Source organism: Xanthobacter sp. NM-59, from assembly GCF_021401125.1.
Lineage (GTDB): Bacteria > Pseudomonadota > Alphaproteobacteria > Rhizobiales > Xanthobacteraceae > Xanthobacter.
The window spans coordinates 11,812-30,327 of the sequence record NZ_JACBFQ010000014.1 but is presented as its reverse complement, the minus strand read 5'-3'; the positions used below and the strand labels follow the sequence as shown (position 1 = coordinate 30,327).

Sequence of the window (18,516 nt, the reverse complement as noted above, 5' to 3'; positions counted from 1 at the left end):
CGCGCTGCCGGCCCGGGGGCGGCTTCACGAGCGGGCGATGCGGCGGGCGGCCTCAGGTCGTGGACCTTGAGGCGGCAAGGGCGCGTGCGTCCGCAATGACCGGCTTGGCCGTGGGTGGGCGCACCCTCGCGGCATTGGGAATGCAAATGCGCGATGTGGCGGGGCGGGCCTCTGTCGCAGCTATGCGTGAAAGCCTACATCAGCAGGGATGATGCAGGCCCGTGACTGGATTGGTTGCTGGAGGCGACTGTCAGATGACGGAGAACATTGATTACGGCTTCGAGGCCCCTTCCGCTCCGGCGCTGTATGCGGAGGGAGAGGCGAAAGCCTATGTTGATTTCGCGCCGACGGACGCGACACGCCTGGAGGGCATCGTCAGCGCGCTGCGCACGGTCAACGATCCGGAAATCCCGGTGAATATCTACGATCTCGGCCTCGTCTACCGCATCAACCTGAAGGCGGACGGCATGGTGGAAATCGACATGACGCTGACCGCCCCCGGCTGCCCGGTGGCCGGCACGCTCACGGGCTGGGTGCAGGACGCTGTGAGCAAGGTCGAGGGTGTGAGCGGCGTGACGATGAACCTGGTGTTCGATCCGCCATGGGACAAGTCGCGCATGTCCGAGGAAGTGCAGCTGGAACTCGGCCTGCTCTGACAGGGGGAGCATCGCCCCGTTGCACGCCAATGGGGAAATGCTTTGGCTCACCACGTTGACCGCATGCCTTCGCGCGATACGGCGCCACTGTGCCGGATGACGCTCGGGGCAGTCTCCCCCTTAGGTGTGCCCCGCCGCAGGGGCGGCGGCCGCTTGCTCGGCCTTGCGCCGGGCGCGCGAACCTCAGCGATAGAGGCGGTTGGGGTGGACATCGAGGTCCGCGTGCAGCTCGCCGTTGCGGACCTGCGAGGGATACTCCACCAGCGTACACAGCCCGCCCACGGTACACAGGCCGTTGGTGGAATCGAACACCCAGTCATGGGCGCGGCAGGTGAGGTGACGGCCGTCGAAGCGCGCGTCCATCAGCAGATGGCCGGCATGGGGGCAGATGCCCTGCAGCGCGCGGGGTTCTCCGCCCAGGGGCCACACCGCCAGCACCAGCGTGTAGCCGATGCCCACCGGCAGCATGGCCCCCTCTTCCAGGTCCGCCAGATCACACAGCTTCACATACATCAGGGCCTCATTCGGGTCGGGCCATCACTCTCGGTCTTCGGCCGGCTGTCAATGGGCGGGCTCGAACCCCGCGCAGGGGGGCGAAAGACTCACGAGCTCACGTCACAGGCCTTTGGCGTCACAGGGCGAAATGGGCGTTGAAGGCGCTCTGCTTTGCCGCCGTGTCGAGCCCGCAGGCGAGCGGCCAGCCCTGCTGGCTGAACAGCGTCTTCACCGCGCGCGTCAGCTCCCTGCCGTGCAGGTACCAGCGCTCGACCCCGTCGGGTGAGAGGAGGGCGCGGCCATCGGCGCGATGCACCACCCCGTCCTCCAGCCACAGCTGGGTGTCGATGTAGAGGAAGATCCCGGCCTTGCGGGAGAGGTCGTCCCGGTTGGCGTCGTCGACCACCAGAAGTTCGGCTTGTGGCATGGTGGGCTATCCTTGCTGCGGTGAATGGGCTTCGCCGGGCTCAGTTGAGCACGCGGGCGGCGGCGCCCAAATTGGCGGTGTTGTAGCCTTCCTCGCGCAGCACCTGCTGCACGGCACGCCGCTCCAGCAGCCGGCGATAATGGGCGGCGACGTTGGGGGGCAGGGGGATCTGGGTCTTGTCGGCCCAGAACTCCACATAGAACAAAAACGGGTCCGCCACCGAGAAGGTGTCGGCCACATAGTCCCGGCCCTCCAGCACCTTGTCGAGAATGCCGAAGCCCTGGGTGACGATGTCGCGCCCGAGCGCCTTCATGCGGTCCTGGTCGGTGGTGGTGCCAGCGAAACTGGGGGTTGCGAAGATGCGGGCAAAGCCCTGGCCGTGCACGGTATTCACCACATAGGCCATGGTTTCGAGGGCGCGTGTTTCGGCCTCCAGGTCGGCCGGCCAAAGGGCGGCGCGCGGCTGGCTCTTGCCCAGCCAGAAGCCGATGGCCACCATCTCCGTGAGCACGCTGCCGTCGCGCCGCACCAAAGTGGGAATGGTCGACTTGGGGTTGATGGCGACATAGTCCGGCTTGAAATGGTCCCCCGCCGGCAGGTTGACGATATGGGCCTCGAACACCTCCTCCAGCTCCTCGAGGATGATGTGGATCGCCGTCGAGCATGATCCGGGGGTCATGTAGAACTTCATATTCGCCATGGGGCCTGTCCTGCTTTCATCCGGGGGCGAAGGCGGCCGCGGCCGCCGCTCCTGTCCGGCGGCATGGTTCATGCAAATATCGGGGCAATTCGGAGTTTCCGCAGCTTGTCGGGATCACAACCCGACATCGCTGTTCCATTCACGACAAGATTGCCGCAGCCATCGCCACGGGATCGGGTGCGGAAGTTCTGTCTCGCGGACAAGAAGAACAGCAGGACGGGCACCATGTCGGCTGATGAAATCGAGGTCTATGCCATCTGCGAGGTCGAGGATATCGACCCGGGCGAGGCGAAAGCCTTCAACCTGTCCCGCGTGGGCGAGGATGGGGAGGCGCGGCCCTTCCGCATCGTGGTGGTGCGCACCGGCGCCAAGGAGGTGGTGGGCTATGTGAACGCATGCCCCCACCAGGGCACCTGGCTCAATGTCGGCAGCGGCGAGTTCTTCAACAAGGATGGCACGATGCTGCGCTGCGGCCGGCACGGCGCCCTGTTCGACATCGAAAGCGGCGCCTGCACCGAGGGGCCGTGCAAGGACCAGGCTCTGGAGCCGATCGCGCTGGTGGTGGTGGGCGACGATGTCTGCCTGTGCGGCGTGGCGCTGGTGGAGGAAGAGAACCGTCCCTTCCCCTATGACGAGCTGGACGACACCATGGAGATCATGATCTCGCCCGATTGAAGGCGCTGCCGCGGCGCGCGACGCGCGCGTTTTGGAACTTCAACTGGCGATGCAGGTATTCATGACTTCACGCGACGCGACGGCGCCCGATGCGCCGGAGGAGACGGCGGGCGGCGAGCCCACCTGCCGCTATTTCATCACCTATACTGGCGTGAAGTTGCCCTTCAAGCTGGTGGAACCCATAGCCGAGGAGCATCTCACCCATCGCAACACTTTCATCCGCGCCTATTTTGATGCGGCGGGCCAGCTGAGCGGCTTCGACAAGATGGTGTATGGCGAGGTGGAGCTGGCGCACCGCTATGACTACCACCCCAATGGGGTCCTGCGCCGCGCCGAGGTGACCATGGACGAGGAGACGGTGATCCTCGCTTTCGACGAAGCGGGCGCGCCCCTCTCCGCCTGAGAGGGAGGGGCAGCGGGACAAGCCAGGGAGTTGGCCATGACGGTTGCGCAGCTCATCGAGGCCCTGGCCAGGATGCCGGCCGAGGCGGTGGTGCTCATGGAGGCGGATGGGGGCCTCTCCCTCGTTAGCGCCCTGGATTTCGTGGACGGGCAGGGGCCGGGCGCGCCGGCGGAAGTGATCCTGCTGCCCAATATGGAAGAATAGAGCGCTTGCGCGTGAAAGATGTCGCAAAAGCAAAGTGATAGATTGTTTCGGCGTGCCCGCGAAAAGCTGAAACGGTCGAGACGCGGCCGCGCGCCGCTGCGTCGCCGGGCCGCTGGCGCCGGAGTTGCGCCGGAGTTGCGCCTTGGCGCGGGAGCTGGTTTCGTCATGCCAACCGGGGCTGGTCCCCGCCCAAAGGTCGAGGAGCAAGATGTCCGAAGCTGTCGCGACCCCCACCATGTTCGAGCGCATCGGCGGCGCGGTCGCCATCGACCGCCTGGTGGAGGAATTCTACGCACGCATGGACCGGCTGCCCGAGGCCCGCGACATCCGCCGGCTGCACGCTCCGGACCTGGGTCCGCTGAAGGTGGACCTGAAGCAGTATCTCACCGAATGGACCGGCGGCCCCAAGCTGTATTCGCCCCACAAGGGCCACCCCCGCATGCGCCAGCGCCACATGCACATTCCCATCGGCAATGCCGAGCGTGATGCCTGGCTGCTGTGCATGCGCGGCGCACTGGACGAGACCGTGGCCGACACGCGCGCGCGTGACGAACTGTATGGCGCCATTGCCAAACTGGCCGACTGGATGCGGAACCAGGAAGGCAATCCGCACGACACCGTGGGCCACGCCGCGCATCCCTGACGCCGCGCCGGGATGGGGCGGGCCGGCGGCTGGGGCGTGCGCTACAGGGGCACGCCGAAGAAGTCCTCATCCTCGCCGCCCCAGGCCTTATGCAGTGCGAATGCCTCCTGCCACTTGGCCATTTCCGGCTCGGAGGCGCTGCGGTGGGTGATCTTGCCGTCGGGCTTCTCCGCGAGCAGGAAGGTTCGGCCGTTTTTGATGAAGCGGTTGAGGGCCTTCATGTCGTTGGGGCGCACGACGCACCGGGGCGCTTCGTCGATGAGAATGGTCGTCGGGAGCATCGATCACCTCTGTGCTGGGCGGCTTTCGCCGCGTGAAGGGCGCAAGCGGGGCTGATCCGCCGCATCTCCTCCATTGTGCCGTGCCTCCCGGTGCGAAGCTTTCGCTGGCGCCGACCGGGAGGCGGATAATGTCACGCGCCGCTTTCAGGCGCGCGGGCTTCGGGAATCGGAATTCCGTTTTGCCCGCAGGGGGCTAGAATCCATCCTCGCGCTTGCCCCAGGGGTGCGAGCCGGGCACCAGAGTGGCGCGGATGCCGGCCTTCTCCACATCGCCCAGGCTCTTGTAGAAGGTGGCTTCGTGCACCAGCGTGCCGGTCTTGGTGGTGATGGCCACATAGCGGGCCACGGTGTCTGTTTCGCACAGATAGCCGCCGCCCGGGTCCACGGTGCTGCGGACATTGCCGTCCCAATCCACAAAGAAGCCTTCCGGGTTCGACATGCACCTTCTCCAGAAAAATGCCCGCACCCGCGGGCCGGATCTGCGGAGCGGAGCAAGGTTCTTGCCATATGCGGGCACGGAGAGGGTGAGCCGCGGTTCATTTCGTCACAGGTGGAAAGTCTACATCAAACCTTTTGATTTGCGACAAATCAAATTTTTGATCTTGAAAGAGCGTGGCCTGCGGCTTAGCTTGCGTGCATTATTTTTTGGAATTGTTGGGAGCGCGTGATGGCTGAATTGACTCAGCGCATGGCATGCCTCGCCGATGTGAATGGCATTTGGGGCCTGCTGCGCCAGGTCTGCCAGGACGTTCCCTTCGCCGCCGACAATGAGGGCGAGCAGGAGAGCATCCTGTCGGAGCTGATGGCGTGTTGCACGTCGGGGCTTTCGCCCATCGCCATCGACAATGAGCGGGGGATCGTCGGCGCGCTGCTGGCGCGGCGGGACGACCTGGAATGGGGGCTGCGCAACAGCCCCGCGATCCACGTGGCCTATGCCGCCATGGCGCCGAGCTTCCGGCAAACAGACCTTTTCGCCCGCCTGCTTGGCGAGGTGAAGGGGCGGCGGGTGCCGGTCTTCGCCAGCGTGAAGGCGGGGGAGCAGCAGGGCTTTGCCGCGGCGCTGGGCGAGCAGGGCTTCACCCACGAAATCACAGCCTTGAGCGGCTGGGGCGACCTTTATCAATGGACGCCGTCCGCCGCGAAGGACACCGCGCAATGAGCGCTGTGGCGATGACCGCGCGCCGGGTTCGGGCGGTGGCCGGCCGGCTCCGCCTCGCCGGCGGACGACGGGATGTGTTTGTGGCGTAGCCGGATGTCGCGCGGCTCCGGTTCGCCGGAGTTCTGTTCATCCAATGCCTGGGCGGGGGTGCCGTCCAGGTGGCGCGCACCTCGCGGCGCGGAGCTCTCGATCGCGCTCCGCGCCGCCTTTTTATTCGGACCATGGGCCTTGCTCCTCGACCGGTTCCACGGCGGCGCTCGAGCGCCGCGCGGGTTTCGCGAAAGATCGCCGCATCCTGCGAAGGGGTCTCAGACGTTCTCCTCATCCGTCCCGGAAAACTGGTCGTGCGCCTCCTCGACGAGCGCCATGGCGGCCTTCAGGCGCCGGTATTCATCCGCATCGACGGTGATGGTTTTGCCGCTCGGGGTCTCACCCGGGGCGGAGCGGCCTGCCAAGACAGCTTCAAAGAGGGCCTTTTCCAGCTGGAAGATGCGCTCGCTCGCCCGCTCGAGATAAGGTAGCGGATTGGCCTGCACATTGGCCTCGTGCAGGGCATCCAGGCTCAGAAGCTGGCGGAACCGCCGCGTGGTGCGGCGCTTGTCGGCGCCGAAGTCATGCGTGATCACACTCATGTCAGGCCTCGCTGAAGCGCATCCAATGAAAAGCAGAACGCGACAACTGTCCGCCGCCGGGAACGCGGGCGCCAGTTCTTGTGCGTTGCACGCCCGACACGGTAAAATCGCGTTCCGCCGAAATCAAGCCGGCCAATGATTGGTGCGACCGCGTGGCCAAAAGGGCCCGCGCGGGCTTCGTGCATCCGAAAGCCCCTCCCCGAGGGGGCGGAGAGGGGCGGGTGGTCCTGGGCTCGCCGTCAGGATTCCGGTGGGCCGACATCCTCCCCTGCGCTTTTCTTGGCCTTGCGTTCTGTTTTCGACTGGGCATAGGCCCCGGCATTCTTCAGCTGCACCGGCGGCTGGCCCACCACGTGCTGGGAAATCCAGAACAGAGTGCGCTCCTGGGCGAGCTGGGCGGCATCGGCATCATAAGCTGGGCCGAAGAAGAAGCCGTGGGTGGTGCCGGGATAAAGATAGGTGGAGACATCCGGCCGCGCCGCGCGGAACTGGTCGATGTCGCCTTCCGGAAGCAGTGCGTCCTCTTCCGCGAAGTGCAGCAGCGTCGGCACCCGCCGCTTCTCGCGGGAGCCATCCAGCACGCCGTCCGCATAATAGCCGATGGCGCAGGCCACGCCCTTCACCCGGTTCGCGCAGTGATAGGCGAGATAGCCGCCCCAGGAATAGCCCACCACAGCCACCTTGCCGGCGGCCTTCGCCGCATCGACGGCGGCCTGGATGGCGCTCAGCGACCAGTCGGTGCCCACCTGCGCGGCGAGGGCGCGGCCATCGTTTTCTTGCGCGGGGGAAAGGGTGGTGTCGGCCTTCACCTTGTCGAACAAAGCGGGGGCGATCGCCACATAGCCGGCGGCCGCGAGGTCATCGGCAATCTTGCGGATGTGGTCGTCCACGCCGAACACGTCATGAAGAACAATGACGGCACCCTTGGGCGGCCCGGCTGGGTCGGCGCGATAGGCGGAGAAGCTCTCATCTCCGGCGGAGAGTTGGATCATGGCATCCTCGTTTCTCGAGCGGAATCGGGAAAGGGGCAGGTCCGCTCGGTCTGCCATTCAGCACTGATGTGCCGATGCAGAGACGATGCCAAAGCAAGACGGGAGCGCCGACAGGGCGCTCCCGTGAAGATGTGGTTACGTATTCAGATATGTCAGACGGAAAATATCTTCTTTTTCTGCATGAAACGTCTGGAATGGCTACGCTTCAGCCTGCGGTGCATCCAGCCGCAGGCGGGCCAGCTCCGCGATCTCGGGGACGGGATCCTTGCTGAGGTGTTCGAGATCCGCGTTGCCGGCACGCTCCGCGACGGCGAAGCGCACGCGCATGTCGGGATCATCACGCAGCAGATGCAGGCGAGCGGGCGCCAGCCGCTCGGCCACGATCACGCGCACCATGGGGTCCTCGTCCGCAGCCATGCGGGAAAGCGAGGGCTCTTCCACGCGGCGGGCGATCTCGCGGCGCACCTCCGTTTCCGGATCGCGCAGCGAGAAGGTCAACGCGTCCAGCGGCGCGCGCTGAGCGGCGGCCATGCGGACCCGGTAGTCCTCATCAGAGAGAAATGGAACCAGGGCCGCGCCTTCCAGCCGGTGGGCCACAGCGATGCGCACGGCGGGGTCGGGGTCGGCCTTCAGGGGCGCGATGCGGGCCACCGGCAGGCGGCTTGCTGCCATGGCGCGCACATCAGGCTCGGTGTCGCCGAGAAGCGCGGGCAGGGCAAAGACACTGGCATGCTTGGCCGCCAGCACCCGCACCTCGAAATAGGGGTGGGTCAGATAGCGGGCGGCTAATTCGTTGTTGCGGCGGAAGAAATTGTCGATGCGCTTGTGGCGTCGATCCGCCACGCACACCACGCCCAGGTCGCATCGTCCCTCGGCGCGAATATCCTCATGGGGGCAATCCTGGCACCGCAAGGGCCGCCCTTGCCAATCCAGGGCCTCGACCTGCATTTCGCTGCTGGCCACCATCGCCGGAACCTCCTCCGTCACTCCGGAGGGCCGCCTTCTGCGAGCGACCGCATCCGGGCCTCCTCACAGCAAAGCTAGTCACGGTTTCGTCAAAGCGCCAGGGTTGCCGGCTCAGCATGTGATCGCGAAAGCGTGACGGGGGCGGTGATGGTGGGCTTCGCCCCACGCCTGGGGGCGGGGCGAAGCCTACGTAGTTGTCCGGATTGTTTCGGCTAAGGGGGTGCCGTAACAACGGAGCGTACGCTCACGCGGCCTTTGAGTCGAAGGGGGACTTGAATTCCGCAAGCTGCGCCGGATCCAGGCGGAACACGCCACGGCCACCGGCCAGGGCCTGATAGCTCAGGGCAGCGTGCTCGGAGAGGTAGTTGAACCAATCCTGCGGCGAGAGAGCCTCGGGGCGCTCGCTGATCTCGATGACGACGCCGCTCGGGTTGAAGCGGGCGTGGATGATGACCTTCTGATTGTCCATGTGTCGTCTCCGTGGTGGTGGTTCGACGGGTGTAGACTTTGGTACATGCCTCCGGTACGGAGGTGTGGTTTGTCTCGATGCGGCCAAGGCCTTGTCAGGTTTCGGCGCTTTCCAAAAAACGCCCGCTCGGAAGCCTCCGGGGTTCAGATGGGCCGGCGGGTGCAAGCATCCCGGTGACGGTCCGCGGTCTTAAAATATGCGTGGCGCGGCCGCGGGGTTTGCGCCTCCTGAACGTCTCAGGTTCTTGACGCGAAGCAAGTTCCTGACGCGAACAAAGCTCCTGACGCGAAGGGCGCTGAAGCAAAACGCTCTCGACCTTCGTTTCACTCGTGAAGCAGCAATGCGACGGCCCGTAGGGACGGGCAGCGGTCGGTCCCGCAGAAGAATTCCAAGCAAAATCTAGACCAGGGCGATGGCGGCGAAGCTGAATGCGCGCCGACGTTTGTCCGGGGGGCTCGACTCCGGATGTGGTCCGGCGCCAGGAGCTTGGGGCCCCATAGGAGTCCCGCTCCTGGATACCGGGCGCCTGCGGCGCGAGGCGGTCATGTCAAGTAGCGTGCGGCCCCGATCGGGAGCCATCCGGCTCAGCCGGGGGCGCTTTCGGCGTCCGCCGGCTGGCCTGTCGGAGAGCCGGACTCAAAGGCCGGCGTAGTCGAAGCCGAGCAGCTCCACCGTGACATTCTCGGTGCCGAGCACGGTGATCATCGAGGCGAGGCGAGACTTGGAGCCGACGCCAACGATGGTGTCCAGCTTCTCATTTTCTTCGCGGCTGGTCTTCGAGAGGCCCTTGCGGCCCTCCTGAACGAAGACGTGAGAATAGCTGCCGTCCTTGTCATCCTTCTGGCGGTCGAGCAGGCGCGGCTCGACCGTGGCGAGGATCTCGAACAGGTTCGCGCCTTCGGTGGCTTCGACCGTCTTTCCGAGGGGCATAACCTTAATGCTCACGCTGGACATCAACGACTCCTGTCATTTCCAAATATTATTGGGTGCGTGTTGTTGGTGCCTAGTAGATGGCGGATCCCGCCCCTACGTTGATTGAGGCATCCTTCATCGTTGCGACGATGAACTCGATTTCGTCCTCGGTGAGGTGGGTGTGGAACGGCAGCGCGATGGCGCGGTCCGCGACCTTTTCCGTGACGAGAAAGTCACCCCGGCGATAGCCGAGATCGAAATAGTGGCGCTGGAGGTGCAGCGGGTTGGAATAAGCCGCGGATTCCACCTTCTCGACCTTCAGGTCGTCGACGATGGCGTCGCGGCTGGACTTGGAAAAGCGCGTTCCCAGGTGCACCAGGAACAGGAACCAATGCACCTCGGTCACCTCGGGGGCGGTAAAGGGCGGCTTGATGCCCTCGAAAGACTGCACATACTTGTAGTAGAGGTGCTCCACATAGCGCCGCCGCTCCAGAATTTCTTCCAGGCGCTCGAGCTGGGCCAGGCCGAGGGCGGCGGTGATGTTGCTCATGGGCGCCTGGTATGGCGCCGTCATGCTCACCACCACCGAGGAGCGCTCGTCGAGGCGGTGCGAGCGATAGCGCCGCAGGGCCACCGCCACGTCGATGTCGTCGGTCACCACCATTCCGCCTTCGCCGCAGATGAGGGGCGAGGGCTGGGAGAAATCGAACACCGACGTGTCGCCGAACGTACCCACCAGCGCGTCCTTGTAGCGCGAGCCGATGGCCTCCGTGGAATCCTCGATCAGGATGAGATGGTTGGCCTTGGCGAGCTCCTTCAGCCCGTCCCACGCGGCAGGATGACCGTTATTGTTGGAGGCGACGATGGCCTTGGTCTTCTCGGTGATCCGCGCCGCGGCCTTTTCAGGAACCAGGGTGCCGGCCCAGTAGTCGATGTCGGCGAACACGGGCCGCGCGCCGGCGAGGCTGATGGCGTGGGTGGTCTCGCGGAAGGAATAGGGCGAGGCGATCACCTCGTCGCCGGGCCCGATCCCATAGGCGTGCAGGGTCAGCAGCAGGCCCATGGTGCCGCTGGGCACGGCCACCGCATATTTGCGGCCGAGATAGGAGGAAAAGGCGTGCTCGAACGCCTCGACCGTGGGGCCGGACGACAGGCGCGGCGCCTGCAGCGCGAGATTGACCGCCTCCAGCTCGCTAACGGTGATGTCGGGGTCCGACAGCGGAATGGCGGCGGCTTCCGCGCCACTCTCCTCGGTGTCGTCCGTCAGGTCTGCGACAAGATCGTCGTCCATGTCCATCATCGCACCGGTCTCCTTTGTCCGTTTTTATTGTCAGTTCTTCTTGGCCAGGATGACGCCGGTGGCGCGGCTGGGATCGGTGGTGAGCACCACGCAATGGTCGGCGGTGTCGATGAGGTGGATGTCGTAGACCGGGAAGCTGCGGAACGGCTCCTCGGTCACGTCGGTGGCGTCGCAGCGGGTCCAGGAGAGCTTGGGCAGGCGCTGGCGCAGCTCGGAGAAGGCGGACGCGGTGAGCTCCTCCGCCGTCAGCACCTTTTCGATTTCCGACAAATCGGTGTCGCTCACTGCCATGTCCCAACACTCCGCTGTGGCGGGGAAAGCCGCCGGATGGCAACAGGCGGCGCGCCTATTGCCAGAACTTGCGCTCACGATCTTCGTTCAGGAGCTGGAGCAGCTCGATGAGCCGCGCATGGGTGCTGTCGAGTTCCCAACTCTTGCTTTGGTGGTTCTTGCGAAAAAGATGCCAAGTGCCGTTGTCGGCATCGAAGCGGAGCAGGGCGATGTCCACGACACCGCCCTCCGGGTCCACGTTGCGCGAGCAGCAGGCGCTCTCGATGCGGTAGCCCTCGGCCACGGCGAGCACGCGCGGTTCCACATAGCGGTAGCGCTTGCGGCCCTGGATCGTCCGCTCGATCCTCCGGCGATCGAAATCGTTGGGATGAGGGGACTGCGTCATGGCCGCACTCTCGCGCCTCTCTCGCGGTGCGCTTAAGGGGATCGGCCGCTCACGCCGGCTCGATCTCTTCCTCAAGGCAGCCGATCACCATGTGCTCGTTGAACTCCACCAGGTAGATGGGCGTGTTGGTTTCCGTATGGTTGCCCACCTGGACGATCTCGCCCACGGAGCCAAGGCCCACCAGCAGCGCATCCGCCGGGGCGTCCGGGAAGGAACCGTCATTGCGCAGCTCGATGAGGGTTTTGACCTTCATGCCCCAGTCATACTTGGGAAGGCGGGTGTCGAACATCATGCGCTGGGTACTCCGGGCAGGGGAATGTCTTCTTCATCCCGCGGGGTGGTGGGCTCAAGCTCTTTGCGCTTCATGCCGACGCGGTTGCCGCTCTCGGTGAATTCAACGCCATAAATGTAGAATTGCTGGAGAAATGTGCCGATGGAGACGACGTAGCCGATCTCGCCTTTCCGCGCGAGGATCTCGCCAATCTCCTTTCCGGCATAGGTGCCGTCGTTGCGGATGACCCGCTTGGCTTTGACCTTCTCTCCGAAGGAGAAGTAAGGCGGCTCGGAAATCTCCACAACGTCGCTGTCGCGAACAATATTGCTCATCGTGGCATCTCCTTCATCAGTGGCTGCCCGCCGGCCTGGCGCGTGCGGGCCACTTCACGAACGAAATCGTCGGGGTCTTCCAGGAGCGGCTCGATGTGGTCGAGGCCGATGCGGTTGGCCACCTCATGGCGCACCCGCCAATCGGGGTCGCGGATCAGCCCGGAGAGAAGGTCCGCCGGCAGGCGCTGGGCCACTTCCAGACGGACCATGGGATTGGGGTCCGTCATCATGTTCGGCAGCCACTCGGCTGGCAGGCGCTGGGCGACCACCTTGCGTACCTGCTCCTCCTCGTCATTGATGAGGCGCGAGAGCAGAGGCGGGGCGACGCGGCGGGCCACGACCAGGCGCACATAGTAATCCGGATCCGCCAGCATGGGGATCAGCTCGGAATCTTCCAGCAGGGACACCAGGCGAATGCGCACCTCGCGGTGCGGATCGTTGCGCAGGCGTAGGATCAGGCGCTTGGGCAGACGTCGCGCGGCGTTCCAGCGCACCGTCTCCTCGGGGTCGTCCAGCAAGGGCGGCAGCACGAACACGTCCGCATGCTTGGCGGAAATGGCGCGCACCTCGAAATGCTCATGCCGGACATAGCCGTTGGCGAGCTCGGGGTTCCAGTTGAAGAAGCGGTCGATGCGCCGGGCGTAGCGGTCATTGACGCAGGCGTGCTTCAGGCGGCACTTGCCCGTGGCCACCATGTCCACATGGGCGCAGCGCGCGCAGTCGATGTCGTCACCGAGCCAGTTCTTGGCCTCGTCGATGTCGTCAGTCATCGTCCTGCTCCGCTCGGGCGGCTTCGGCCCGGTTCAGCACGTCGATCAACAGGCGGGCCCCGATCTTGTCGGAAGGGTCGAGTTCCAGGAGCTTCTCGGCCGCCGCGCGACCTTCCTCCAGCTCACCCAGGCGCATGTTGAGGTAGGCGTAGCCCTTCAACGTGAACATGAAGAAGCGCGGCATCAGCCGGTCATACCGGTTGAACTCCGCGTCCGTCGGCCGAATGTCGCGCCAGTCGGCCGGCAGGTTGGTTTCGCGCTGAGCCTTGGCGAGGCATTGGCGGGCGACGCCAAGGCACTCCTGCAGCCGGCCCTTGTAGAAATAGAAGCGGTAGAGCCCGATGAGCACCGCCGCATGATCCGGGGCGATGTCCTGCGCCGCCATCAGATGGCGCAGCGCCACCTCGGAGTGCTGGTAGGAGAGCCCGGCCTGTTCCAGGTGCTCCTGCGCCGCGGCGGGCAGACCCCCACCCATCACGGCGCTGGCCAGCAGCGCCTCGGGGGTGAGGGCGTCCGGATCGTCGTCCAACTCGGCCGCCTTCATCCCCATCCTCGTCGATCCGCTGATCCCGCCGCGCTCAGTGCGCGTGCGAGGAGCAGGTGCCGGTGGCCTTCGGGTCGTGGAACACGAGGCCGGTCTTGGCGGGGGTGTCGGTGAAGTCCACCGTCACGCCGTCCAGCAGCAGCCGGCTTTCGGCCGGCAGGAAGAATTTGAGGCCTTCGCGCTCCACCACGGCGTCGCCCGGGGTGGGTTCCGGCAGCACCGCGATCTCGGCATTGAGGCCCGAGCATCCGCCCGGCGACACCGCCATGCGGAACCCGGCGCCGGGGCCGCCGTCGCTCATGATCATGAGGCGGATGAAGCGCTTGGCGGCGGGCGTGAGAGAGAAGTTCATCGGCGCGGATCCTATGCGGGCGGCTGATAGCGGGGGTAGGAATTGTCGATGATGCAGGTGTCGTCCACGGGGCACACCGCGGCGCACTGGGGCGCGTCATAGTGGCCGATGCACTCGGTGCACTTCGCGGGATCGATCACGAACGTGCCGTTCTTCTCGAAGATGGCCACGTTGGGGCATTCCGGCTCGCAGGCCGAGCAGCTGGTGCATTGCGAGGCGACGATCTTCAGCGCCATGGCTTGGTCCTCTGTTGGCTTTGCGCTGGAGCCGGGGCATTCGCGCGGAATGCCCCGGTCCGATCCGATGGGAAGCTTCAGGCGGCGCTGATGAGGGCGCCCTGGCGGATCTCGGCGTCACCGCGCACGGTGTGCTCGATCTCGCCGCTCTTCACCTTGGCCAGGTAGTCCTTGAACCAGGTGATGGCCGACTTCTCGATGAATTCGTGGGCGAACTGGTCCACGGGCTCGATGCCGGCCTTGATGAGGTCCGCCTTCGGGCATCCGCCGATCTTCGCCACGAACACCGCGTGGCAGTCGTTGATGGCGCGGATGATGGTCTCCAGCGAGTCTTCCTCGCCGTAGCCGCCCTGGCAGTAGAGGTCCACGCGGCGGTGGCCGACGAACTTGGCACCGGCGGTGGAGAGCTCCCACACCTGGAACTCCTTGGCGTGGCCGAAGTGCTCGTTCACCAGTCCCGAGCCCTTGGTGGCGACCGCGACCAGGAGCTTGATGTCGCTCTGCTCGCCGGCGAGGCTCTCAAGCTCCTGCTGCTTGGCGGCCACCTTGGCGACGCGCTCTTCCTCCACCAGGGCCTGGTAGGCCTGGCGGCTCTCAAGGTCGTAATTGACCTCCATGGCCATGATCTTGTCGGTGGTGAACTCGGCCGAGCGGTCCTCGCCCAGGAGGCCCACGGCGTCGGCGCGGCACTGGCGGCAGTGACGCATCATGTTCATCTCGCCTTCGCACCGGTCCTGGAGCGCCTTGAGCTCCTGGGCGGTCGGGCCGCGCTGGCCGTTGAGGCCGAACACGGTGCCGTGCTCGGGCGAGGAGATGAGGGGCATGATGTTGTGCAGGAAGGCGCCGCGCGACTTCACGGCCCGGTTCACCTCAACCAGGTGGTTGTCGTTGATGCCGGGGATCATGACCGAGTTGATCTTGCACAGGATGCCACGCTCGGTGAGCATTTCCAGGCCCTGAAGCTGGCGATCGGTGAGGATCTTGGCCGCCTCGTAGCCGGTATAGCGCTTGTGCTTCCAGAACACCCACGGATAGATCTTCGCGCCGACTTCCGGGTCCACCATGTTGATGGTGATGGTTACATGGTCGACGTTGAAGCCGGCGATGGTCTCCACATGGTCAGGCAGGGCCAGACCGTTGGTGGAGAGGCAGAGCTTGATGTCCGGAGCGGTCTTGTTGATCAGCTCGAAGGTCTTGAAGGTCTTTTCCGGGTTGGCGAGCGGGTCGCCCGGGCCGGCGATGCCGAGCACGGTCATCTGCGGAATGGTGGAGGCCACGGCCAGCACCTTCTTGGCGGCCTGCTCAGGGGTCAGCTTCTCGGAGACGACGCCGGGGCGGCTCTCATTGGCGCAGTCATACTTGCGATTGCAGTAGTTGCACTGGATGTTGCAGGCGGGGGCCACGGCAACGTGCATGCGGGCGTAGTGATGGTGCGCCTCTTCCGAGTAGCAGGGATGGTTCTTCACCTTCTCCCAGATCTCGGTGGGCAGGTCGCCCTGGCCGGCGGACGAGCCGCAGCTGGCCTTGCCCGAACCACCGGAGGTGCCGCAACCCTGGTGCTCGGCCTTCGACTGCATGATCTCCGCGAGCTTGTCGGACATGCCAATGGCATCGCCCTCGTGCTGTGTCGTCGCGTCCATGGTTCTGCTCCTTGCTCTCAGCAGGATCCCAAAAACTTATCCTGGGCCTTGTGGAGCAACTCGCGTGCCAGCTTGGGCGGCGGAGAATTCGTCTAAATTGTCAGTGGGTTATGTCAATGCGGCTCTGTCGCGTTCCAAACAGCGGGGCAGGGCGGTCATGACATGTTGGAAAAGTTACACGTGCGTCGGAAGTGAACGGAGCGCACGACACTGCACCCTCTACTTCATCGCAAGGCCCGCCGCCATTCCGGGAAAATACGGAGGCGGCCGGCGGGGCCCGAAGGGCAGGCGCCAAAAGAAAGCGGGGCCCGTCTGCGCAGACGGGCCCCGCGATGGAAGCTTCGCGTTCAGGCCTTGGCGTTTTCGATGATGATCTCGATGGCGCGGGGCGTGGGAACGGCGATGGGCGTAATGGCGTACTCCAGCAGGAACTTCAATTCGTTCTTGGTGAGCTCGTCCGGGTTCACCAGCGCGAAGTGAGGTGTGCGCGAGCGCTTGGAAATCTGCCGCGCATAGTTGCGCAGCATCTGGTCGTGGAAGCGACAGCCGAGGAACAGGAAGGTCCGTTCCGTGCGGCGGTGCTTGATGATGTCGGGGATCGGCGTCTGGATGTCGATCTCGGTCAGAACTTCCACATAGTCCGCGTCGGAGATGAGGTAGTTCTTGGCGGGCGCGACGCTGCCGTGGGGCGTGTAGAGAATGGTGCTCCAGCTCTCGGCGGCATCGCGGTTGGATTCGGCGCCGGCGGCATCGTAGAAGCGATACCAGCGGTCCTCGCCGATGCCGGCGCGGCTGATGCCCTGCACCTCACCCCAGTCCGAGCGCCCGGCGAGCGCCGTGCGCATGGTCCCGTCATACCAGGTGTCCACGATGACCGGCAGCGGCAGCGACGCGAGAAGGCGATGGAGCGCGGTGGGCTCCACCTTCGGCGTGAAGGCTTCCGTCATCAAGGCGACCACGGTGGCCCGGAGCTTCGTGCCCTCGATGTGCTGCGCCGAGGCCCAGGGGTTGCCCTTGGCGCGCTTCGGCAGAGCCACCTTGGTGGCGAAGAAGGCCGCGAGGGCGTCCGGAGTCATGGGGACGGCCGGATTGACTCCCTCGCTGATGGCGGGGCCGAGATAGGGGACGATGTTGCCCGAAGGCAGCTCGCGCGCCACGTCCGCGAGAACCGCTTCCGCATCGGCGAGCTTGAGGATGTCCCCGGGGGGGAGGGGCAGGTTCATGGTGCTTACTCGTCTTCGCCGCGTTTGCGGGCGTTCACGGTGATCGGCAGGGAGGTGTCAGCCGCCATCTCGGGCAGCTCCAGCACCCAGCCGTTGGCGATCTTGATCCAGCCGCCCCACAGGGTTTCGTGCTCGCTCTCCACGATCGGCTCCTCGAGGTCCTTCTTCGGGACATAGATCGACAGACCCATCTCCGGGGAACGGCGAATCATGATTTTCATACGTTGGGCTCCTGGATCGAGTTCAACTCGCCGCTGCGACCATGGCCGGAGCGCGCGGCGCGCCCCTGGCGGTCATTCCGGAAGCGCGCGGTGCCCGTGGAGGCACGGCCGCGCGCGAAGGGGAAAAGGGGATCAGGCATGGGAGGAGGCAGGCTCGCCCTGCCGGTTCTTCCATGCCGGGGACATGTCCCGAAGCTTGGTGATGATGTCCGGCAGCACCTCCAGCACGCGGTCCACATCCTCCCCCGAATTCTCGCGCGACAGCGAGAAGCGGATGGCGCCGTGGAGCGCGGTGGCGGGCAGATCCATGGCCCGCAGCACATGGGAAGGCTCGGTCGAGCCGGAGGTGCAGGCGGAGCCGGTGGAGGTGGCGATGCCGGCCCGGTTGAGATGGGTGAGGACCGCTTCGCCATCCAGATATTCAAAGGCGATATTGGCGGTGTTGGGCAGGCGGTTGCCGGGTTCGCCATTGAGCAAAGTGTGCGGAATCTGCTGCAGCACGCCCTGTTCCAGCCGGTCGCGCAGGGCCTTCACCCGGGTGGATTCTTCCTCCAAGTGCGCCAGCGCCAGTTCCGCCGCGGCGCCGAGGCCGATGATGCCCGGCACATTCTCCGTGCCGCCGCGCCGGCCGCGTTCCTGATGTCCGCCGCGGATGAGCGGCTTGAACTTCACGCCCTTCTTCACATAGAGCGCGCCGATGCCCTTGGGACCATGCAGCTTGTGTCCGGAGAGCGACAGCATGTCGATCTCCATGGACTTGAGGTCCATGGGCACCTTGCCCACGGCCTGCACGGCGTCGCTGTGGAACAGTGCCCCAGCCGCATGGGCCATCTGGGCCAGCTCGTTCACGGGGAAGAGGGTGCCGGTCTCGTTGTTCGCCCACATCACCGAGGCAAGGGCTGTGCGCGGGCCGAGGGCGGCCGCATAGGCGTCCATGTCCAGCCGGCCCTGGCGGTCCACGCCGATCTGGTGGACCTTGATGCCGCGCGTCTTTTCCAGGTGCGCCACCACGGCGAGGATGGCCTGGTGCTCCACCTTGGTGGTCACGATCTCGTCGCGCCCCTCCTGACCCTCAAGGGCGGAGAGGAGGGCGGCATTGTCGGATTCCGTGCCGCCCGAGGTGAAGATGATCTCGTGATCATAGGCGGCGCCGAGCAGGGCCTGCAGCTGCTTGCGCGCGGCCCGCAGCGCCTCGCCCACCTTCTCGCCGAAGACGTGGGTGGAGGAGGCGTTGCCGAAATGCTCCGAAAAGAACGGCAGCATGGCCTGAACCACCGCCGGATCGGTCCGGGTCGTCGCATTGTTGTCGAGATAGACGGGCGACACGGCAACTC

General features: G+C 65.3%; 29 protein-coding genes. 6 read left to right on the top strand and 23 right to left on the bottom strand.

Going from position 1 to position 18,516, the window contains the following annotated elements:
• The first annotated feature begins 254 nt into the window (after nt 1-254).
• Nucleotides 255-656: a DUF59 domain-containing protein gene (locus L0966_RS20135; RefSeq protein WP_234053834.1), complete on the top strand. Its 402-nt coding sequence runs from the start codon at nt 255-257 to the stop codon at nt 654-656.
• Nucleotides 657-839: 183 nt separating this feature from the next.
• Here the strand turns inward: L0966_RS20135 and L0966_RS20130 are convergent, their stop codons facing one another.
• The 3 genes from L0966_RS20130 to L0966_RS20120 all read right to left on the bottom strand — a co-directional run bounded on the left by L0966_RS20130 (nt 840) and on the right by L0966_RS20120 (nt 2,269).
• Nucleotides 840-1,169 carry a Rieske 2Fe-2S domain-containing protein gene (locus tag L0966_RS20130; RefSeq protein ID WP_234053833.1) on the bottom strand — a complete coding sequence of 110 codons (330 nt, stop codon included), beginning with the start codon at nt 1,167-1,169 and terminating at the stop codon, nt 840-842.
• A 118-nt stretch (nt 1,170-1,287) separates the two neighbouring features.
• On the bottom strand, nt 1,288-1,578 hold the full coding sequence (locus tag L0966_RS20125) for an aldehyde dehydrogenase (protein WP_234053832.1): 291 nt from the start codon (nt 1,576-1,578) through the stop codon (nt 1,288-1,290).
• Nucleotides 1,579-1,618: 40 nt separating this feature from the next.
• Nucleotides 1,619-2,269, bottom strand: a complete 651-nt coding sequence (locus L0966_RS20120) for a glutathione S-transferase family protein (protein WP_234053939.1) — start codon at nt 2,267-2,269, stop codon at nt 1,619-1,621.
• 234 nt (nt 2,270-2,503) lie between these two features.
• On the opposite strand from L0966_RS20120, the gene L0966_RS20115 reads away from it, so the two are divergent.
• The 4 genes from L0966_RS20115 to L0966_RS20100 all read left to right on the top strand — a co-directional run bounded on the left by L0966_RS20115 (nt 2,504) and on the right by L0966_RS20100 (nt 4,203).
• Nucleotides 2,504-2,953: a Rieske 2Fe-2S domain-containing protein gene (locus L0966_RS20115; protein WP_234053830.1), complete on the top strand. Its 450-nt coding sequence runs from the start codon at nt 2,504-2,506 to the stop codon at nt 2,951-2,953.
• Between the two features lie 61 nt (nt 2,954-3,014).
• Nucleotides 3,015-3,356 (top strand): DUF6156 family protein, encoded by a 342-nt coding sequence (locus L0966_RS20110; protein WP_234053829.1) that lies wholly within the window; start codon nt 3,015-3,017, stop codon nt 3,354-3,356.
• Nucleotides 3,357-3,392: 36 nt separating this feature from the next.
• Complete coding sequence (locus L0966_RS20105) at nt 3,393-3,560, top strand: hypothetical protein (protein ID WP_234053828.1); 168 nt, start codon at nt 3,393-3,395, stop codon at nt 3,558-3,560.
• A 208-nt stretch (nt 3,561-3,768) separates the two neighbouring features.
• Nucleotides 3,769-4,203: a group II truncated hemoglobin gene (locus L0966_RS20100; protein WP_234053827.1), complete on the top strand. Its 435-nt coding sequence runs from the start codon at nt 3,769-3,771 to the stop codon at nt 4,201-4,203.
• Nucleotides 4,204-4,244: 41 nt separating this feature from the next.
• On the opposite strand, the gene L0966_RS20095 is transcribed toward L0966_RS20100, so the two are convergent.
• Nucleotides 4,245-4,484, bottom strand: a complete 240-nt coding sequence (locus tag L0966_RS20095; RefSeq protein ID WP_234053826.1) for a hypothetical protein — start codon at nt 4,482-4,484, stop codon at nt 4,245-4,247.
• Nucleotides 4,485-4,677: 193 nt separating this feature from the next.
• Nucleotides 4,678-4,923, bottom strand: a complete 246-nt coding sequence (locus L0966_RS20090) for a hypothetical protein (RefSeq protein ID WP_234053825.1) — start codon at nt 4,921-4,923, stop codon at nt 4,678-4,680.
• 228 nt (nt 4,924-5,151) lie between these two features.
• Here L0966_RS20090 and L0966_RS20085 point away from each other — a divergent pair, with 228 nt between their 5' ends.
• Nucleotides 5,152-5,643, top strand: coding sequence for a hypothetical protein (locus L0966_RS20085; RefSeq protein WP_234053824.1), 492 nt, complete (start codon nt 5,152-5,154; stop codon nt 5,641-5,643).
• 308 nt (nt 5,644-5,951) lie between these two features.
• Here the strand turns inward: L0966_RS20085 and L0966_RS20080 are convergent, their stop codons facing one another.
• The 18 genes from L0966_RS20080 to nifS form a co-directional block, all read right to left on the bottom strand.
• Complete coding sequence (locus tag L0966_RS20080; protein WP_234053823.1) at nt 5,952-6,275, bottom strand: hypothetical protein; 324 nt, start codon at nt 6,273-6,275, stop codon at nt 5,952-5,954.
• A 239-nt stretch (nt 6,276-6,514) separates the two neighbouring features.
• A complete protein-coding gene (locus tag L0966_RS20075; protein ID WP_234053822.1) occupies nt 6,515-7,267 on the bottom strand; it encodes a dienelactone hydrolase family protein in 753 nt (250 codons plus the stop codon).
• Nucleotides 7,268-7,465: 198 nt separating this feature from the next.
• Entirely contained in the window at nt 7,466-8,233 is a 768-nt protein-coding gene (locus L0966_RS20070; protein ID WP_234053821.1) for a 4Fe4S-binding leucine-rich repeat protein, read from the bottom strand.
• 244 nt (nt 8,234-8,477) lie between these two features.
• A complete protein-coding gene (locus L0966_RS20065) occupies nt 8,478-8,702 on the bottom strand; it encodes a hypothetical protein (RefSeq protein WP_234053820.1) in 225 nt (74 codons plus the stop codon).
• A 636-nt stretch (nt 8,703-9,338) separates the two neighbouring features.
• Entirely contained in the window at nt 9,339-9,656 is a 318-nt protein-coding gene (locus L0966_RS20060) for a ferredoxin (RefSeq protein ID WP_234053819.1), read from the bottom strand.
• A gap of 49 nt (nt 9,657-9,705) precedes the next feature.
• Complete coding sequence (locus tag L0966_RS20055) at nt 9,706-10,911, bottom strand: DegT/DnrJ/EryC1/StrS family aminotransferase (RefSeq protein WP_370640791.1); 1,206 nt, start codon at nt 10,909-10,911, stop codon at nt 9,706-9,708.
• 33 nt (nt 10,912-10,944) lie between these two features.
• Entirely contained in the window at nt 10,945-11,205 is a 261-nt protein-coding gene (locus tag L0966_RS20050; protein ID WP_234053817.1) for a DUF6129 family protein, read from the bottom strand.
• Between the two features lie 55 nt (nt 11,206-11,260).
• Nucleotides 11,261-11,590, bottom strand: coding sequence for a hypothetical protein (locus tag L0966_RS20045; RefSeq protein WP_234053816.1), 330 nt, complete (start codon nt 11,588-11,590; stop codon nt 11,261-11,263).
• Nucleotides 11,591-11,639: 49 nt separating this feature from the next.
• The gene (locus tag L0966_RS20040) at nt 11,640-11,879 is read right to left on the bottom strand and encodes a nitrogen fixation protein NifZ (protein ID WP_234053938.1); all 240 of its coding nucleotides are present in this window, start codon (nt 11,877-11,879) and stop codon (nt 11,640-11,642) included.
• Nucleotides 11,879-12,196, bottom strand: a complete 318-nt coding sequence (locus L0966_RS20035) for a nitrogen fixation protein NifZ (protein ID WP_234053815.1) — start codon at nt 12,194-12,196, stop codon at nt 11,879-11,881. Before L0966_RS20035 ends, L0966_RS20040 begins: the two co-directional genes overlap by 1 nt.
• Complete coding sequence (locus L0966_RS20030) at nt 12,193-12,966, bottom strand: 4Fe4S-binding leucine-rich repeat protein (protein WP_234053814.1); 774 nt, start codon at nt 12,964-12,966, stop codon at nt 12,193-12,195. Before L0966_RS20030 ends, L0966_RS20035 begins: the two co-directional genes overlap by 4 nt.
• On the bottom strand, nt 12,959-13,510 hold the full coding sequence (locus tag L0966_RS20025; protein WP_234053813.1) for a hypothetical protein: 552 nt from the start codon (nt 13,508-13,510) through the stop codon (nt 12,959-12,961). Before L0966_RS20025 ends, L0966_RS20030 begins: the two co-directional genes overlap by 8 nt.
• 34 nt (nt 13,511-13,544) lie before the next feature.
• Nucleotides 13,545-13,862, bottom strand: a complete 318-nt coding sequence (locus L0966_RS20020) for an iron-sulfur cluster assembly accessory protein (protein ID WP_234053812.1) — start codon at nt 13,860-13,862, stop codon at nt 13,545-13,547.
• 11 nt (nt 13,863-13,873) lie between these two features.
• Complete coding sequence (locus tag L0966_RS20015; protein WP_234053811.1) at nt 13,874-14,098, bottom strand: 4Fe-4S binding protein; 225 nt, start codon at nt 14,096-14,098, stop codon at nt 13,874-13,876.
• Nucleotides 14,099-14,175: 77 nt separating this feature from the next.
• The gene (gene nifB, locus L0966_RS20010; protein ID WP_234053810.1) at nt 14,176-15,738 is read right to left on the bottom strand and encodes a nitrogenase cofactor biosynthesis protein NifB; all 1,563 of its coding nucleotides are present in this window, start codon (nt 15,736-15,738) and stop codon (nt 14,176-14,178) included.
• 347 nt (nt 15,739-16,085) lie between these two features.
• A complete protein-coding gene (locus L0966_RS20005; RefSeq protein ID WP_234053809.1) occupies nt 16,086-16,961 on the bottom strand; it encodes an SIR2 family protein in 876 nt (291 codons plus the stop codon).
• A gap of 5 nt (nt 16,962-16,966) precedes the next feature.
• Entirely contained in the window at nt 16,967-17,182 is a 216-nt protein-coding gene (gene nifT / locus L0966_RS20000) for a putative nitrogen fixation protein NifT (RefSeq protein WP_234053808.1), read from the bottom strand.
• A gap of 132 nt (nt 17,183-17,314) precedes the next feature.
• Complete coding sequence (gene nifS, locus L0966_RS19995) at nt 17,315-18,508, bottom strand: cysteine desulfurase NifS (RefSeq protein ID WP_234053807.1); 1,194 nt, start codon at nt 18,506-18,508, stop codon at nt 17,315-17,317.
• Between the last annotated feature and the right edge of the window lie 8 nt (nt 18,509-18,516).

Coding starts and splice junctions, on each gene's coding strand:
- L0966_RS20135 (WP_234053834.1), top strand. CDS start 255: ATGACGGAGAACATTGATTACGGCTTCGAGGCCCCTTCCGCTCCGGCG.
- L0966_RS20130 (WP_234053833.1), bottom strand. CDS start 1,169: ATGTATGTGAAGCTGTGTGATCTGGCGGACCTGGAAGAGGGGGCCATG.
- L0966_RS20125 (WP_234053832.1), bottom strand. CDS start 1,578: ATGCCACAAGCCGAACTTCTGGTGGTCGACGACGCCAACCGGGACGAC.
- L0966_RS20120 (WP_234053939.1), bottom strand. CDS start 2,269: ATGAAGTTCTACATGACCCCCGGATCATGCTCGACGGCGATCCACATC.
- L0966_RS20115 (WP_234053830.1), top strand. CDS start 2,504: ATGTCGGCTGATGAAATCGAGGTCTATGCCATCTGCGAGGTCGAGGAT.
- L0966_RS20110 (WP_234053829.1), top strand. CDS start 3,015: ATGACTTCACGCGACGCGACGGCGCCCGATGCGCCGGAGGAGACGGCG.
- L0966_RS20105 (WP_234053828.1), top strand. CDS start 3,393: ATGACGGTTGCGCAGCTCATCGAGGCCCTGGCCAGGATGCCGGCCGAG.
- L0966_RS20100 (WP_234053827.1), top strand. CDS start 3,769: ATGTCCGAAGCTGTCGCGACCCCCACCATGTTCGAGCGCATCGGCGGC.
- L0966_RS20095 (WP_234053826.1), bottom strand. CDS start 4,484: ATGCTCCCGACGACCATTCTCATCGACGAAGCGCCCCGGTGCGTCGTG.
- L0966_RS20090 (WP_234053825.1), bottom strand. CDS start 4,923: ATGTCGAACCCGGAAGGCTTCTTTGTGGATTGGGACGGCAATGTCCGC.
- L0966_RS20085 (WP_234053824.1), top strand. CDS start 5,152: ATGGCTGAATTGACTCAGCGCATGGCATGCCTCGCCGATGTGAATGGC.
- L0966_RS20080 (WP_234053823.1), bottom strand. CDS start 6,275: ATGAGTGTGATCACGCATGACTTCGGCGCCGACAAGCGCCGCACCACG.
- L0966_RS20075 (WP_234053822.1), bottom strand. CDS start 7,267: ATGATCCAACTCTCCGCCGGAGATGAGAGCTTCTCCGCCTATCGCGCC.
- L0966_RS20070 (WP_234053821.1), bottom strand. CDS start 8,233: ATGGTGGCCAGCAGCGAAATGCAGGTCGAGGCCCTGGATTGGCAAGGG.
- L0966_RS20065 (WP_234053820.1), bottom strand. CDS start 8,702: ATGGACAATCAGAAGGTCATCATCCACGCCCGCTTCAACCCGAGCGGC.
- L0966_RS20060 (WP_234053819.1), bottom strand. CDS start 9,656: ATGTCCAGCGTGAGCATTAAGGTTATGCCCCTCGGAAAGACGGTCGAA.
- L0966_RS20055 (WP_370640791.1), bottom strand. CDS start 10,911: ATGGACATGGACGACGATCTTGTCGCAGACCTGACGGACGACACCGAG.
- L0966_RS20050 (WP_234053817.1), bottom strand. CDS start 11,205: ATGGCAGTGAGCGACACCGATTTGTCGGAAATCGAAAAGGTGCTGACG.
- L0966_RS20045 (WP_234053816.1), bottom strand. CDS start 11,590: ATGACGCAGTCCCCTCATCCCAACGATTTCGATCGCCGGAGGATCGAG.
- L0966_RS20040 (WP_234053938.1), bottom strand. CDS start 11,879: ATGTTCGACACCCGCCTTCCCAAGTATGACTGGGGCATGAAGGTCAAA.
- L0966_RS20035 (WP_234053815.1), bottom strand. CDS start 12,196: ATGAGCAATATTGTTCGCGACAGCGACGTTGTGGAGATTTCCGAGCCG.
- L0966_RS20030 (WP_234053814.1), bottom strand. CDS start 12,966: ATGACTGACGACATCGACGAGGCCAAGAACTGGCTCGGTGACGACATC.
- L0966_RS20025 (WP_234053813.1), bottom strand. CDS start 13,510: ATGAAGGCGGCCGAGTTGGACGACGATCCGGACGCCCTCACCCCCGAG.
- L0966_RS20020 (WP_234053812.1), bottom strand. CDS start 13,862: ATGAACTTCTCTCTCACGCCCGCCGCCAAGCGCTTCATCCGCCTCATG.
- L0966_RS20015 (WP_234053811.1), bottom strand. CDS start 14,098: ATGGCGCTGAAGATCGTCGCCTCGCAATGCACCAGCTGCTCGGCCTGC.
- nifB (WP_234053810.1), bottom strand. CDS start 15,738: ATGGACGCGACGACACAGCACGAGGGCGATGCCATTGGCATGTCCGAC.
- L0966_RS20005 (WP_234053809.1), bottom strand. CDS start 16,961: ATGAACCTGCCCCTCCCCCCCGGGGACATCCTCAAGCTCGCCGATGCG.
- nifT (WP_234053808.1), bottom strand. CDS start 17,182: ATGAAAATCATGATTCGCCGTTCCCCGGAGATGGGTCTGTCGATCTAT.